Annotated in this window: 14 protein-coding genes; 6 read left to right on the top strand and 8 right to left on the bottom strand. The window is 59.5% G+C overall.

What is annotated here, in order from left to right; genetic code table 11:
* Positions 1-71: 71 nt before the first annotated feature.
* From NVV72_20050 to mmsB, 3 genes are read left to right on the top strand one after another with little or no spacing between them, the layout of a single operon-like run.
* Positions 72-1,193 carry an acyl-CoA dehydrogenase family protein gene (locus NVV72_20050; GenBank protein MCR6661496.1) on the top strand — a complete coding sequence of 374 codons (1,122 nt, stop codon included), beginning with the start codon at positions 72-74 and terminating at the stop codon, positions 1,191-1,193.
* Positions 1,193-2,221: an enoyl-CoA hydratase/isomerase family protein gene (locus NVV72_20045; protein ID MCR6661495.1), complete on the top strand. Its 1,029-nt coding sequence runs from the start codon at positions 1,193-1,195 to the stop codon at positions 2,219-2,221. The genes NVV72_20050 and NVV72_20045 overlap by 1 nt, the downstream gene beginning before the upstream one ends.
* The gene (gene mmsB / locus NVV72_20040) at positions 2,218-3,096 is read left to right on the top strand and encodes a 3-hydroxyisobutyrate dehydrogenase (GenBank protein MCR6661494.1); all 879 of its coding nucleotides are present in this window, start codon (positions 2,218-2,220) and stop codon (positions 3,094-3,096) included. Before NVV72_20045 ends, mmsB begins: the two co-directional genes overlap by 4 nt.
* Here mmsB and NVV72_20035 read toward each other — a convergent pair.
* Both NVV72_20035 and NVV72_20030 read right to left on the bottom strand, forming a co-directional pair.
* Complete coding sequence (locus NVV72_20035; protein ID MCR6661493.1) at positions 3,093-3,395, bottom strand: hypothetical protein; 303 nt, start codon at positions 3,393-3,395, stop codon at positions 3,093-3,095. The two genes, mmsB and NVV72_20035, sit on opposite strands and share 4 nt — an antisense overlap.
* Positions 3,396-3,508: 113 nt before the next feature.
* Positions 3,509-4,018, bottom strand: a complete 510-nt coding sequence (locus NVV72_20030; GenBank protein ID MCR6661492.1) for a GNAT family N-acetyltransferase — start codon at positions 4,016-4,018, stop codon at positions 3,509-3,511.
* A 95-nt stretch (positions 4,019-4,113) separates the two neighbouring features.
* Between NVV72_20030 and NVV72_20025 the strand changes: the two genes are divergently transcribed.
* On the top strand, positions 4,114-4,581 hold the full coding sequence (locus tag NVV72_20025; GenBank protein ID MCR6661491.1) for a CAP domain-containing protein: 468 nt from the start codon (positions 4,114-4,116) through the stop codon (positions 4,579-4,581).
* On the opposite strand, the gene NVV72_20020 is transcribed toward NVV72_20025, so the two are convergent.
* The 4 genes from NVV72_20020 to NVV72_20005 form a co-directional block, all read right to left on the bottom strand.
* Positions 4,578-6,029, bottom strand: coding sequence for a bifunctional 2-methylcitrate dehydratase/aconitate hydratase (locus tag NVV72_20020; protein ID MCR6661490.1), 1,452 nt, complete (start codon positions 6,027-6,029; stop codon positions 4,578-4,580). The genes NVV72_20025 and NVV72_20020 overlap by 4 nt on opposite strands.
* Before the next feature lie 157 nt (positions 6,030-6,186).
* On the bottom strand, positions 6,187-7,341 hold the full coding sequence (prpC, locus tag NVV72_20015) for a 2-methylcitrate synthase (protein MCR6661489.1): 1,155 nt from the start codon (positions 7,339-7,341) through the stop codon (positions 6,187-6,189).
* Positions 7,342-7,362: 21 nt separating this feature from the next.
* Complete coding sequence (prpB, locus tag NVV72_20010; protein ID MCR6661488.1) at positions 7,363-8,253, bottom strand: methylisocitrate lyase; 891 nt, start codon at positions 8,251-8,253, stop codon at positions 7,363-7,365.
* A 95-nt stretch (positions 8,254-8,348) separates the two neighbouring features.
* A complete protein-coding gene (locus NVV72_20005; protein MCR6661487.1) occupies positions 8,349-8,972 on the bottom strand; it encodes a TetR/AcrR family transcriptional regulator in 624 nt (207 codons plus the stop codon).
* A gap of 124 nt (positions 8,973-9,096) precedes the next feature.
* On the opposite strand from NVV72_20005, the gene NVV72_20000 reads away from it, so the two are divergent.
* Entirely contained in the window at positions 9,097-9,660 is a 564-nt protein-coding gene (locus NVV72_20000) for a hypothetical protein (protein MCR6661486.1), read from the top strand.
* A gap of 122 nt (positions 9,661-9,782) precedes the next feature.
* On the top strand, positions 9,783-10,529 hold the full coding sequence (locus NVV72_19995) for a YafY family transcriptional regulator (protein MCR6661485.1): 747 nt from the start codon (positions 9,783-9,785) through the stop codon (positions 10,527-10,529).
* A gap of 37 nt (positions 10,530-10,566) precedes the next feature.
* Here NVV72_19995 and NVV72_19990 read toward each other — a convergent pair whose 3' ends face one another.
* Entirely contained in the window at positions 10,567-12,507 is a 1,941-nt protein-coding gene (locus NVV72_19990; protein MCR6661484.1) for a CocE/NonD family hydrolase, read from the bottom strand.
* A 3-nt stretch (positions 12,508-12,510) separates the two neighbouring features.
* Complete coding sequence (locus NVV72_19985) at positions 12,511-14,058, bottom strand: peptidase S10 (GenBank protein MCR6661483.1); 1,548 nt, start codon at positions 14,056-14,058, stop codon at positions 12,511-12,513.
* Between the last annotated feature and the right edge of the window lie 275 nt (positions 14,059-14,333).

Here is a 14,333-nt window from a genome sequence, read left to right as displayed (position 1 = left end):
CCCACCAAAGGTGGGGAGGTACAAGAAAAAACCTTTCCCGTCAGAGGAGAGGATACAGGCCAGGAAACCGAATGCTGAACGACGACCAGTTAATGATCCAAGATTTGGCGCAGCGTTTCGCCTATGACCGCCTGCGGGCCCATGCCGGTGACTGGGATGCGCACAAGCATTTTCCCGTCGATGTGATGCGCGAGGCGGCGGGACTGGGTTTCGCTGCCATATATTCCCAGGAAGAACACGGCGGATCGGGCATGAGCCGCCTCGATGCCGTGCTGATCTTCGAGCAACTCTCGCGCGGCTGCATCGCTACGGCCGCGTTTCTTTCTATTCACAACATGTGTACCTGGATGGTCGACCGTTTTGGTTCGGCCGATCTGCGGTCGCGTTTCGTGCCGAAGCTGACCGGCATGGAGCTGATCGCCAGCTACTGCCTGACCGAGCCGGGGTCTGGCTCAGACGCCGCCGCCATGAAAACCCGCGCCGAGCGCGATGGCGAGACCTATGTGCTCAATGGTTCAAAACAGTTCATTTCCGGTGCCGGCGTCTCGGATATCTATGTCGTTATGGCGAAGACCGACGACAGCATTTCAGCCTTTGTCGTGCCGAAGGAGACGCCGGGCCTGAGCTTCGGGGCCAATGAGAAAAAGATGGGCTGGAACGCCCAGCCGACGCGGCAGGTTCTGTTCGATAATGTCCGCATCCCAGTGGAACACCGCATCGGTGATGAAGGCGAGGGCTTTAAGTTCGCCATGAGGGGGCTGGATGGCGGCCGGCTCAATATCGCCGCCTGTTCGCTTGGCGGCGCGCAAGATGCGCTCGATCGCGCCCGGCAGTATGCGGCCGAACGCAGCCAGTTCGGCAAGCATATCAATGAGTTTCAGGTGACGCAGTTCAAGCTGGCCGACATGGAAACCGAACTTCAGGCGGCCCGCGCCATGCTCTATGAGGCGGCTGCGCGGCTGGACGCCGGCACGCCGGACGCCACCAAATGGTGCGCCATGGCCAAGCGCTTCGTCACCGATACCGGCTCGAAAGTGGCCAACGAAGCGCTGCAGATCCATGGCGGCTATGGCTATTTGCATGAATACGGCGTCGAGCGCATCGTGCGCGATTTACGGGTGCATCAGATCCTCGAAGGCACCAATGAAATCATGCGCGTCATCATCGCGCGCGACATGCTGAAAGATCAGTAATGGACGTTATTACCCGCATCGAGAACGGCATCGGCCGGATCACGCTCAACCGTCCGCACGCCCTGCACGCGCTGAATACGGATATGTGCCGCATGATGAGCGAGGCCCTGACCGAATGGGCGGCTGATGACCGCGTGACGCTGCTGATGATCGATCATGCCGAGGGCACCCGCGGCTTCTGTGCCGGTGGTGATATCCGCATGGTGGCGCAGTCCGGTCGGGTGGATGGTGTCGAGGCGGCTGATTTCTTCCGCATCGAATATACACTCAACACCCAGATCAAGCGCTTTCCCAAGCCCTATATAGCGTTCCTTGATGGCGTGACCATGGGCGGTGGCGTCGGTATTTCGATCCACGGCTCGCACCGTATTGCCACCGAACATACGCTGTTTGCCATGCCGGAAACAGGTATCGGCCTTTTCCCGGATGTCGGTGGCTCGTGGTTCCTGCCGCGTCTGGAAGGCGAACTGGGCACCTGGCTGGCGCTCACAGGCGCGCGGTTGAAGGGCCGGGATGTGCTGGCGGCGGGCATCGCCACGCATTTTGTCGCCTTCGAAAAATTGCCGGAGGTGAAGGCGCGGATTCTGGCGGGCGAGGCGCCGGATGCGGTGCTGGCCGATTATACGGAAACGCCTCAGACACCGACCTATGCCGAGCATCTCGATATAATCAATCATTGCTTTTCGCGCCCGACCGTCACCGATATCTGCCTGGCGCTGAAGATGGCTGATGATGACTGGGCCACGGCGCAGGCGGATATCCTGAAGACGCGGTCGCCGCTGTCCATGGCCGTATCGCTCGAACAATTGCGACGCGGCGCGCAGATGTCATCCTTTGAGGATATGATGCGGATGGAGTACCGCGTCGCCTGCCATATTATTCGCACCCATGATTTTTCCGAGGGCGTGCGGGCGGTGATCGAGGACAAGGATCACGCGCCGAAATGGTCGCCGGAAACGCCCGCAGGGGTCACAAAGGCGATGGTAGAAGCCATGTTTGTCCCGGTTTCAGAGGAGCTTTCGCTATGAAAATCGCGTTTATCGGCCTGGGCCATATGGGCTCCGGCATGGCCGCCAATCTGGCGAAGGCCGGGCATGAGGTGCGCGCCTATGATTTGAGCGAAGCGGCCCTGACACAGGCCGTGGCCGATGGCTGCTTAGGGGCGACATCGCTGGGCCAGGCGTGCGAAGGGGCTGAGGCGGTGATCACCATGTTGCCGGGCGGTCAGCATGTGCTTTCGGTCTATTCGCAGGTGCTGGAACGGACGCCGAAGGGCGCCTTGCTGATCGATTGCTCAACCATTGATGTCGAGAGCGCCCGTCACGTGGCTGCGCAGGCCGAAACGGCCGGATATGCGATGATCGATGCCCCGGTCTCCGGCGGCGTGACCGGTGCGAAAGCCGGCACCCTGACCTTTATGTGCGGCGGGCCCAAAGGTGCTTTCGAGCGCGCCGAACCGATCCTGAAACAGATGGGGAAGGTCGTCATCCATGCCGGCGCAGCCGGCGCCGGTCAGGCGGCCAAGTTGTGCAACAACATGCTGCTGGCCATCACCATGATCGGCACCTGCGAAGCCTTTGCCCTGGCAGAAAAGCTCGGCCTGAAGGATCAGGTCTTCTTCGATATCGCCTCGAAAGCTTCGGGCCAGAACTGGTCGATGACCAGCTATTGCCCGGTGCCGGGGCCGGTGCCGACCTCGCCGGCCAATAATGATTACCAGCCGGGCTTCGCCGCCGCCCTGATGCTGAAGGACTTAAGCCTGGCCATGCAGGCGGCGGCCCAGACCAATGCCGATACGCCGCTGGGCTCGCGCGCTCATGCGCTTTATGAAGCCCTGTGCAATCAGGGCCATGCCGCGCAGGATTTTTCCTATATAATGGAAAGGATCAGGCGCGGGGCTTAGGCGCGGATATAGTTCAATACTTCCGGACTGTTGGCGGCGGCCATGACCACCTTGTTCAGGCCTTGCTGCGTCGTGCGCTCGTCGATCTCGCCCTTGCGGTACATCCACGACAGCTTGCGCAAATAGTCGCGCAGGGCAATTCGGTCGTCGTCGCCAAAGCGGACAGAAGTCATGGATTCGATCCGGGTCTGAAGCTTTTCGCGGGCTGCCCGGCCCTCGCGCACACCTGCCTTGAAGGCTGCCATATGCTGATCGACGAACGCCTTGCGCGCCGTTTCATTAAACAGATTGATGCTCATGATGATTGCTCCTGAAACCCTCTGTTTAGTCTTTCATACGGACGCTTATACGCCAATTAACGCTTGCTCACTTCCGCGTTAGTCAGTGCGTTCAAAAATTTGATCGGGCGTGATCAAAGCGTTTTGTACATCACAAAGGCATCGACAAAGCCGAGGCGCGGGTGATTGAAGGCACCGGGCAGGCGGCCGACGATCTCGAAGCCCATGCGCTGCCACAGGGCGACGGCGCGCGCATTGCTGCTGACGACGAAATTGAACTGCATGGCGCGAAAGCCCTGCATTTTTGCCGTTTCCAGCGCGTGTTTGCACATGGCGCTGGCTATACCCTTACCGTTGGCGGCGGACGAGACCATGAAGCCGCAATTGGCGACATGGGCGCCGCCGCCCTTCTGGTTGGGCGTCAGAAAATAGTGGCCGAGGATTTCGCCATCTGTTTCCGCCACAAAAACCTGGTGCGGCGGGGCAAACCAGTAAGCGAGGGCGGTCTCGCGGTTCCAGTCAAGCGGCAGGGCATAGGTTTCGCCGGCGCGGAGTATAGGCTCGATAATGGCCCAGATGGCGTCATGGCCGGCGGCGGTGGCGGGTCGGATATGCATGAAGCGGCTATAGGACTTGTTGGCCACCGCGAAAAGCCTTAATGGCGCGGTCAGGCTATGCGTTTGGAAAAAGTTAACGGATCAGGCGCATCGTCCCCGATACCCCCAATCGGAATTTCAGTATGCGTACCCTTGCCTTGCTTACGGCCGCTTGCGCCGGCCTTGTTTGCTCACATGCCGATGCCAGGCCGCGCGGCCCGGAGGGCGATGTATTGGCCATGATCAATGCCGAACGTGTCCGTCATGGCTGCCAGCCTTTGCGCGTTGAAACGCGACTGTCGGAAGCCGCCGAGCGCCAGAGCCGTGGCATGGCGACGCGTCATTATTTCAGCCACAATGCACCGGATGGTTCGACGCCTGGCAAGCGGGTAAAGGACACCGGCTATGTCTATCAGATGGTCGGCGAGAATATCGAGCTCAATTCCGAAGATCCGGAAGCGGTGGTTTCAACCTGGATGAACAGCCCCGGTCACCGCCAGAATATCCTGATGTGCGCTTTCAGGGAAACCGGAATAGCCATGTATCAGGCGGACGATACTGGCACCTATTGGACGCAGGTTTTCGCTATGCCGCTGAATTTGGGTCGTTAAATCACATATAAATCTACATATTCATTGACCGACATGGTTTCCAGCGCCTGTTGATCGAGGCTGACCTTGAGGATCGCCGACTGTTGCTTCGGGGGGAAACGGCGGGCCAGATTAGTCTTGAACTTGGCTTCGAGCAGAGGGATGCCGTCGGCGCGGCGGCGCTTGTGGCCGATCGGGTATTCGACCACGATCTCGTCCAGCACCGTGCCGTCGGTCAGTTCCACAGTCAGGGCGTTGGCGATCGAACGCTTGTCCGGATCGTGATAGTCGGCGGTAAACTGCGGATCTTCGATACAGGTGATCTTGTCGCGCAGGACATCGATGCGCGGATCAGACGCCACGCTGTCTTCATAATCGGCGGCGGTCAGACGACCGAAGATCAACGGCACGGCGACCATATACTGGATGCAGTGGTCGCGGTCGGCCGGGTTATCGAGCGGGCCCTTTTTATCGATGATGCGGATGCAGGCTTCGTGCGTACGGATAGTGATGCGCTTGATGTCCTCGGTCGTTTTACCGAGCGCGCCCAGTTTGTGATGCAGCATCATGGCCGCTTCGACGGCAGTCTGGGAATGGAACTCGGCCGGGAAGCTGATCTTGAACAGGATCTGTTCCATCACATAGCTGCCATAGGGGCGCTGGAATTTGAACGGCTGGCCCTTGAAGAGCACATCATAGAAGCCCCAGGTTTTGGCCGTCAGCACGGACGGATAGCCCATCTCGCCCTTCGCGGCCATCAGAGCCAGGCGCACGCCGCGCGACGTTGCGTCACCAGCGGCCCAGGACTTGCGCGAACCGGTATTCGGCGAATGGCGATAGGTGCGTAAAGACTGGCCATCGACCCAGGCCAGCGACACGGCATTGATGATTTCGTCACGGTCCAGGCCCAGCATCTGGGCCACCACGGCGGTGGAGGCCACCTTGACGAGGACGACATGATCGAGGCCGACCTTGTTAAAGCTGTTTTCCAGCGCCAGGCAGCCCTGGATTTCGTGCGCCTTGATCATGGCGGTCAGCACGGCCTTCATGGTCAGGGGGGCGCGGCCATTGGCGACGGCGGTGCGCGACAGCCAGTCGGCAACGGCGAGGATGCCGCCGAGATTATCGGACGGATGGCCCCATTCGGCCGCCAGCCAGGTGTCGTTGAAATCGAGCCAGCGGATCATGGCGCCGATATTGAAGGCGGCCTGGACCGGATCAATCTGGAACTGGGTGCCGGGCACCTTGGCGCCGTTGGGCACGATGGTGCCGGGAACGATCGGCCCCATCAGCTTGGCGCAGGCGGGATAGTCAAGCGCTTCCAGCCCGCAGCCGAGGGTATCGATCAGGCAGTTGCGCGCCGTTTCATAGGCGAGGCCGGAAGTGATTTCGTAATTCAGGACATAGTCGACGATATCGGTGAGGACGGTATCGGGGGCGGGGCGTTCGTTAGGGATATGGGCAGACATGATGGGCTTTCTTCAATTTATCCTTCCCTTATAGCCAAGCGTACGGGGGAGGTGGCGAGCTTGTCGAGACGGAGGGGGCTTCAGAAGCGGGAAAAGGCCCCCTCCGTCACGGACTACGCCGTGACACCTCCCCCGCTCCGCAGGGGAGGAGAAAGATTTAAGGACGGTCTTTCAGCGGCACGAAGGGGCGATCCTCCGGGCCGGTATAGTGGGCATTGGGGCGGATGATCTTGCCGTCCTGGCGTTGTTCGATGATATGGGCCGACCAGCCGGCGGTACGCGAGATGACGAACAGGGGCGTGAACATATCGGTCGGCACGCCCATCATGTGATAGGAGACCGCCGAAAACCAGTCGAGATTGGGGAACATGCGCTTGGCATCCCACATCACACTTTCCAGCCGTTCGGCGATATTGAACATTTTCATAGAGTTCTGTTCGGCGGAGAGGCGGCGGGCCACCTCTTTGATCACCACATTGCGCGGGTCGGAAACCGTATAAACGGGGTGACCGAAGCCGATGATCACCTCCTTGCGTTCGACACGGGCGCGGATATCGGCCTCGGCCTCGTCCGGATTGTCGTAGCGTTTCTGGATATCAAAGGCGACTTCATTGGCGCCGCCGTGCTTGGGGCCGCGTAAGGCACCGATGCCGCCGATGATACACGAATAGAAGTCCGAGCCGGTGCCAGCGATGACGCGGGCGGCAAAGGTAGAGGCGTTGAACTCGTGTTCGGCATAAAGGATCAGCGAGGTGTGCATGGCATCCACCCAGGAAAGCGGTGGGGGCTTGCCATGCAGCATGTGCAAGAAATGGCCGCCGATCGAGTCATCGTCGGTCTCGACCTCGATGCGCTTGCCATTATGACTGAACTGATACCAGTAAAGCAGCATGGAGCCTAAGCTTGCCAGCAGCTTGTCGGCGATATCGCGGGCACCGGGATGATTATGATCTTCGCGCTCCGCCGACTGGCAGCCCAGGACGGACACGCCGGTGCGCAGCACGTCCATCGGGTGCGTGGAGTAGGGCAGGCTTTCCAGAACGGCCTTGAGCGTGGCGGGCAGGCCGCGCAGGGACTTCAGCCGGGTCTTGTAGGCGCTGAGTTCGCTGACATTGGGCAGCTTGCCGTGCACCAGTAGGTAGGCGATCTCCTCAAACTCCGACGTCGCCGCCAGGTCGAGGATATCGTAGCCACGATAGGCCAGGTCATTGCCGGTGCGGCCGACCGTACACAGGGCCGTATTGCCGGCGATCTGGCCGGACAGGGCCACGGATTTCTTGGGCTTAAAGCCGGGCTGGATGTCTCCGTCCATGGGGCATTTCCTTGTTCCTGTTTACTTTAATTTATTGGTGTTGAAGAGGGCATCGAGGCGGTCTTCAAAGGCGTAATATCCGATGCGGTCGTACAGTTCCTCGCGCGTCTGCATGGTATCGAGTACAGTCTTCTGGTGGCCGTCGCGGCGGATGGCTTCATAGACGTTTTCCGCCGCCCTGTTCATGGCGCGGAAGGCCGACAGCGGATAAAGCTGGATAGCGACGCCGGCTCCGCCCAGTTCGTCGCGCGTAAACAGCGGTGTCTTGCCGAATTCGGTGATATTGGCCAGTACCGGCACCTTCACGGCGTCGACGAAACGGCGATAGGTTTCCAGATCATAGGCCGCTTCGGCAAAGATACCATCCGCTCCGGCCTCGACGCATTTGATGGCGCGTTCGATGGCAGCCTCCACGCCATCGACCGCAATGGCGTCGGTGCGGGCAATCAGGAAAAAATCGGGATCGGTTTTGGCATCGGCGGCGGCCTTCACGCGATCGACCATTTCCGAGGTGGGGACGATTTCCTTGCCGGGGCGATGGCCGCAGCGCTTGGCGCCGACCTGGTCCTCGATATGGCAGGCCGCCGCGCCGAACTTGATCAGCGACTTGACCGTGCGTTCGATATTGAAGGCGGACGGGCCGAAGCCGGTATCGATATCGACCATCAGCGGCAGATCGCAGACATCGGTGATGCGGCGGATATCGATGAGGACATCATCGAGCGTATTGATGCCCAAGTCGGGCATCCCCAGCGAGCCAGCCGCCACACCGCCACCGCTCAGATAAATGGCGCGATAGCCGGCGCGTTTGGCCAGCAGGGCATGGTTGGCATTGATGGCGCCTATGACCTGCAAGGGCTTTTCAGCGGCCATGGCCGCTCGGAATTTCGCGCCCGCGGATGCAATCGTCATAGAAATGTCCCTGTATCGTTTTGTTGACGGTATCAATTGAAACCATCGAGGTCAAGTCGCAGGTTATTTACGTCTACGTAAAGATTGGCGTCAACTCACGCTGTCTTGATCGGGGCGCGCAACCCTTCCAGGTAAACCCGCAACTGCCTGATGCCGGAGCGCAAAACGCGGGCGTCCTGCGCCGTCTTGGCCAGGGAAATATAGCCCTCATAGCTGGCCACGAAGAAGGTGGCGGTTTCGCGTGGATCGATATCGCGCCGGACCTTGCCATTGACCTGGCCCAGCCGCAGGGCGTCGGTCACGCCGCCGATCCAGTTGGCGAAGATTTCTGACAGGCGCAGGCGGAAGCCTTCGTCGAGCGGCGACATTTCCTGCGCCAGATTATTGAGCGGACAGCCACCATTGACCTCGGCCTCTGAGGTGCCGGTGCTGTCCAGTATGCCGATCAGGGCATCGATCGGATCATCGACATCATCGAGCGGCGCCAGCCATTTATCTTGCGTGATTTTGGCGATGACATTTTCCACGATCGCATGACCGAGCGCGTCCTTGCCATCGAAGTGGTGATAGAGCGCCCCCTTGGTGACGCCGGCCTTCGCCAGGATGGTATTCAGGTCGCTGCCGCGAAAGCCGGAATGATAGATCTCCTCAAAGGCGGCATTGAGCAGGCGTTCGCGGGTCTGGCCGGCATTGCGGCGCGGGGATGAGTGCGTTTCCATACCGACCAGTATGTATGTTGCCTGGCGAAAGTCAAGCCTATGGAATCATCGATTGAATTCTGCTGACAGAACTTGGCACTATGGCTATGGATAGAGGGCAATTATTACCGGACAGGGGGCTCAAATGATTGAACATATGCCGTGGGTTGGACCACTTTACGACTCAGAGGGTTTGAAGGGGCAGCGTCTTGGAATTATGGGCTATTCGGCCTGGACTCCGGAGGACCATGCTGGTTACACCATTGAATCTATTGCGAACGTTGTTTCTGGCGCCTGGCCTAAGGTTCAGTTCTTCAACGCCATTCCCAACTATTTCGACTGGGATCGCGCAGACTTCTATAACCGCGTGACTTTTTTCGAGTTCGTGCCCTGCGCGATCGGCGGCGGAGATCAACGCTATGCCGTTGCAACGCCCGAGCAATCTGATGCCGGCCGGAAAAGAGTACTCAGTATTGCCGAAGCGCACAAAATGGATAAGCTTTTGGTGTTTAGCGCCAAAGGATGGTCAGCCCTGACCGGGATTCCGGGAATGTGCGTTGAGGAGCAGGCGCCGCTAGGTGATACCGGCTTTCACTTTGCCCGTTGTCAGGTTGGAGACCGAATGCTGACTGTGATCGGCCTGAGGCATCCGCAATACGCGCCAGCCAGGAAAATGCGTGAAGCAGTAAACCAGGTTCTGGCGCTTTAACTCTACCGTTTCACAATATTTGCGGTCTCGCCGGAATTATACTGACAGAATGTGTCATCAGGTAGATAGTAGGAAGGTGTCAGTATCGCGTACCTGAGCCCACCTGACCAAAGGATGCCGTCATGTCACGCGCCACCCGCCTGCTGGACCTTCTGCAACTGTTGCGCCGCCATCGTTATCCGGTATCCGGGGCGGAACTGGCGCGCGAGCTCGATATCTCCCTGCGCACCCTTTACCGCGATATCGGTGCGCTTCAGGCTCAGGGCGCGCATATCGAAGGCGAACCGGGTGTCGGTTATGTGTTGCGGCCGGGCTATATGCTGCCACCTTTGATGCTGTCACAGGAAGAGCTGGAAGCGCTGGTTCTGGGTGTCCGTTGGGTGGCCGATCGTGGCGATGCCCGGCTGGGGGCAGCGGCGCAGAACGCCCTGACCAAGATTGTCGCTGTGCTGCCGAAGGATCTGGCCGATGAAATCGATACCTCCGGCCTGCTGGTCGTGCCGAGCTGGTCGACGCCGCCGAGCCGGATCGATCTCGGCGATATCCGCGCTTCGATCCGCAGCGAGTGCCGGGTCGAGGTGCGCTATACCGACCTCAAGGAAGTGACGACCGACCGCGTGGTCTGGCCGATCGCGCTGGGTTTCTTCGAGCATATCCGCATGGTGGTGGTGTGGTGCGAGATGCGCCAGGCGTTCCGACATTTGCGGGCAGACCGGATCATCTCCTGGACGCCGATGGAAAACCGCTATCCGAAGCGCCGCGCCGTCTTGCTCAAGGCGTGGAAGACGGAGCGTGACGAAGAACACGCACAGTATGAGGCGACCATTGCGACAAGAGCGGCTTCGACGGTTTCGGCGACGGTGCAGTAATTTTTCTCCTCCCCACTTCGTAGGGAGGAGATTCTTTTTATTCCTTCACAATCGGCAGCCACACTGCCGAGGCGGTATCCGCGCCGCGATAAACGCTTTCCGTCGCCGCCTTATAGTCGGCTGGCTTGGCATTGAAGATATTATCGACAAAGGTCTGCGGGTTGCGGTCATAGAGCGGGAACAGCGACGACTGCACCTGGATCATCATGCGGTGGCCCGGCAGGAAGACATGGTCGATGTTCGGCAGGGCGAACTTGTATTCCTCGACCTTGCCGGGCGTAAGCGCCGCCGGCTTGTCGAAGCCGTGGACATAGCGGCCGCGGAAGATTTCGATGCCCATGGGCAGCTCGAAACCGGCCGTGGATGGCTTGGAACCCTGTGAAGCATCTTCCGGCGATTCATTAGGATAGACATCGATGATCTTGACCACCCAGTCGCTGTCCGTGCCGCTGGTGGCGGCAAACAGATCGACCTCCGGCGCGCCCATGACATGCACGGCCTTTTCCAGCGGCGCACTGGTATAGGAGAGCACATCAGGACGATCGGAGACAAAGCGCTGGTCATGCACCAGCCACGGCTTCCACTGATTGGAATCGGCCATGTTGATCGGACGCGGAATAAACGGCACCGGCTTGGATGGATCGGAAACATAGTCATCATGCGCCGCCGCCGATGGCTTGTCGAAGCTGGCCGTGGCGTTGTCGCCGATATAGAGCGGGGTCAGGGTGCCCATCGGCCACTTGGGGGATCTGTCCCAATGGTTGACGCCGGTGGCATAGGTCAGGACCGGCGGGGTATGCGGATCGGGGGCGCCCTTCAGGTAGTGGTCGAAGAAGGGCTTCATATACTTGACGCGGAATTCCTGTGCCGTATCGCCGGTGAAGGTCAGAGCGCCCAGGTCATAGCCATAATGATTTACGCCGGAATGGCGCCACGGCCCGATGACAAGGGAGACCATGTCGTTATTCGTGTCCTTGGGCTCGATCGCCTTGTAGACCGCCGGTGCGCCGTAGCTGTCTTCCTGATCCCACTGGCCGACGACCAGCATGGTCGGCACCTTCAGCGGCTGTTCGGCCATCCATTTGTCGACCGCCTGACCTGACCAGAAGGTCGTGTAGGCCGGATTTTCCATCAGCTTGCGAACGAACGGCACCTGGTCGATGCCCCATTTGCGGGCGTAATCGCCGACCGAACCCGCTTCAAGATAGCGGTTGTAATCGTCGCCCACGCCGCCGGGAATGGCGGCGCCGGCCTCGGCCTTGCCGGTGCTTTGCTCCAGCGCATAGTCGAAGCTGCTGACGCGGAAGGCGCCGTTATGGAACCAGTCGTCACCCATCCAGCCATCGACCATCGGGCTTTGCGGCACGGCGGCCTTGAGTGCCGGATGCGGATTGATTTCGGCCATCAGCGAGGTGAAGCCGAGATAGGACGAGCCGACAATGCCGACCTTGCCGTTCGATTCCGGGATGTTTTTCGACAGCCAGTCGATGGTGTCATAGGCATCGGTCGATTCATCGATCTTCGTATCATTGAGCGGCCCGGCGAGCGGGCGATTCATCACGAAAGTGCCTTCGGAATTATGGATGCCGCGGATATCCTGCGTCACGATGATATAGCCGTCGTCGACGAATTCATTATACATCGCCGGCAGCACTTCCTTGATCGTCTGGCTCGGCGTGCGCGCCATGGTGCTTTTGGCGTCGTAGGGCGTGCGCGACAAAAGGATCGGGCCGTTGGTGGTGCCTTTTTTGAAGACGATGACGGTGTAGAGTTTGGTGCCGTCGCGCATTGGGATCATGACGACGCGGCGGACGAAATCGGCGTCGGGCCGGACCTTGTCATAGCTGTCGAAGACATCCGGCGTCATGGGGGTGACCGAGGCATTAGCGGCCGGTGCGGCAGGCTTCGGCTTGGCCATGACGGGCGTAGCGGCCAGGGCCAGCAGGGCGGCGACGGAGGTAAGGGTGCGGAAAGTCATGACTTAATCCTTGCTGTAAAGGGCTTTGGCGTCGGCCTTGAAGGCGGTGCCGCTGCCGGCGCGGCTGTAGAACATATGGCCGCCAGGATAGACGGAGAGTTTCACCTGCTTGGTGCCGCCAAACGTCGGCAACTGGTCGACGACCAGGCGCGAGGTGAAGAAGGGGCAGGACAGGTCGTTATAGCCGTGGGCGATCAGCACCTTCATCTTCGGGTCGTTGGCAATGGCCTGGCGCAGGTCGCTGACCGGCTTGTCCTCATTGGGATATTGCTGCCAGTTTTCGCCAACGACCGGGGAGAGGGCCTCGTAATGGGCATCGGTCTTCCAGCCGACCTCGCGCGTGACGAAATCGACCATGGCGCTGGTGGTGGGCGCCAGCAGGGCGTTCAGGATCGGGTCGCCGGACTTCTGGCTGGGCGATTCCGGGAAGGGATCATAGGCGGTGACGTTGGAATCGTACCAGCTACCGATCTTGCGTTCATTGCGGTGGCTTTCGCGCACGAAGGTCATGCTGTCGATGCGGCCATCCATGCGGGCCACGAGCGCCGGATCGAGGCCGGTATATTCCGACACCTTGGCTACCATCCGGCTGACGGCCTGTGGATCGGAGCGGCCGGCCAGAAAGTCTGTAACGAACTGGGTGCGGTCATACTGCTCGACCTCGGCGATGGCGGCGGGAGTCAGCTTGCCCTGTTTCTCGAAATTGGCGGCGGCCATGGAAGGCAGGTTGATCATCCACGGCAGGGGCGAAAGTGCGGTTTCTGAGCCGACAGCGGCCGGGTCGAGATAGGGCGACACCATGATCAGGCCGGAGACGCCGACCCCCATGCGGGTTTGCAGGGCATTGGCGATGCGTGGCGCCCGGTAGCCGCCGTAGCTTTCGCCCATGACGTATTTCGGCGACCGCAGTCGGCCATTCTTGACCAGCCAGTCATAGACGACACGCGACAGATACTGGATATCCGCTTCAGTGGACCAGAAATCCTTTTTGGTGGCGTCGTCATCTTCCAGCGAGCGCGAATAACCGGTGCCGACCGGGTCGATGAAGACCAGGTCGGTCATATCGAGCCAGCTATTGGGATTGTCGGTGGTGACGCTGGAATCGGAGGGGGAGTCGCCTTCATCGCCGAACTGGACGCGCTTGGGGCCAACGGCGCCCATATTGAGATAGACCGAGGAGGCGCCGGGGCCGCCATTAAAGGCGAAGGTCACGGGGCGACCAGAACCGTTTCCGACATCCTTGCCGGGCACGATATAAGCGGTGAAGACGACATCGGCGATCTTCTTGCCCTTGGCATCGCGCACCGGAATGCTGCCGACCGTGGCGTCATAGCCCAGCGCCTTGCCATCAAGCTGGATCGACTGGTGTATCGTCTTGTCGTCCGGCAGGGGCGGCAGGGCGTCATCCTTGTCGGTCTTTTTATCGGTGGCGGCGTCCGGCTTCGCTTTGGCATCGTCGGCGGCGAAGGTGGGCAGGGCGGCGCTGGCCAGGAACAGGCAGGCCGTGCCGGTCAGCAGGGCGCGAAGGGTGGAGGGGGATCGGAGAGTCACGAGCGGCCTCGGTTTTTGTGAAGTTATGATTGCAAAGTGGTGACAATACACACTTACCGATCTGATACAATATACGGCGGTTTCATTTGTATCGAGAGTGTCGCTGCTTCCGACGTCTTCACAATTTTGTTATGTCGTAATTGTGTCAATTTTAAATACATGAATCATACATGGAAATTTAAAATAATGAATTATGTATATAATTTTTAATTACATGAATTATGAGAGCGTAATATTTTTAAATAAAGATTTTTATGTGCGATTATAGATTAACG

Source organism: Asticcacaulis sp. (assembly GCA_024707255.1).
Lineage (GTDB): Bacteria > Pseudomonadota > Alphaproteobacteria > Caulobacterales > Caulobacteraceae > Asticcacaulis.
The sequence above is the reverse complement of the archived record's forward strand: the minus strand, read 5'-3'. Positions and strand labels throughout refer to the sequence as shown.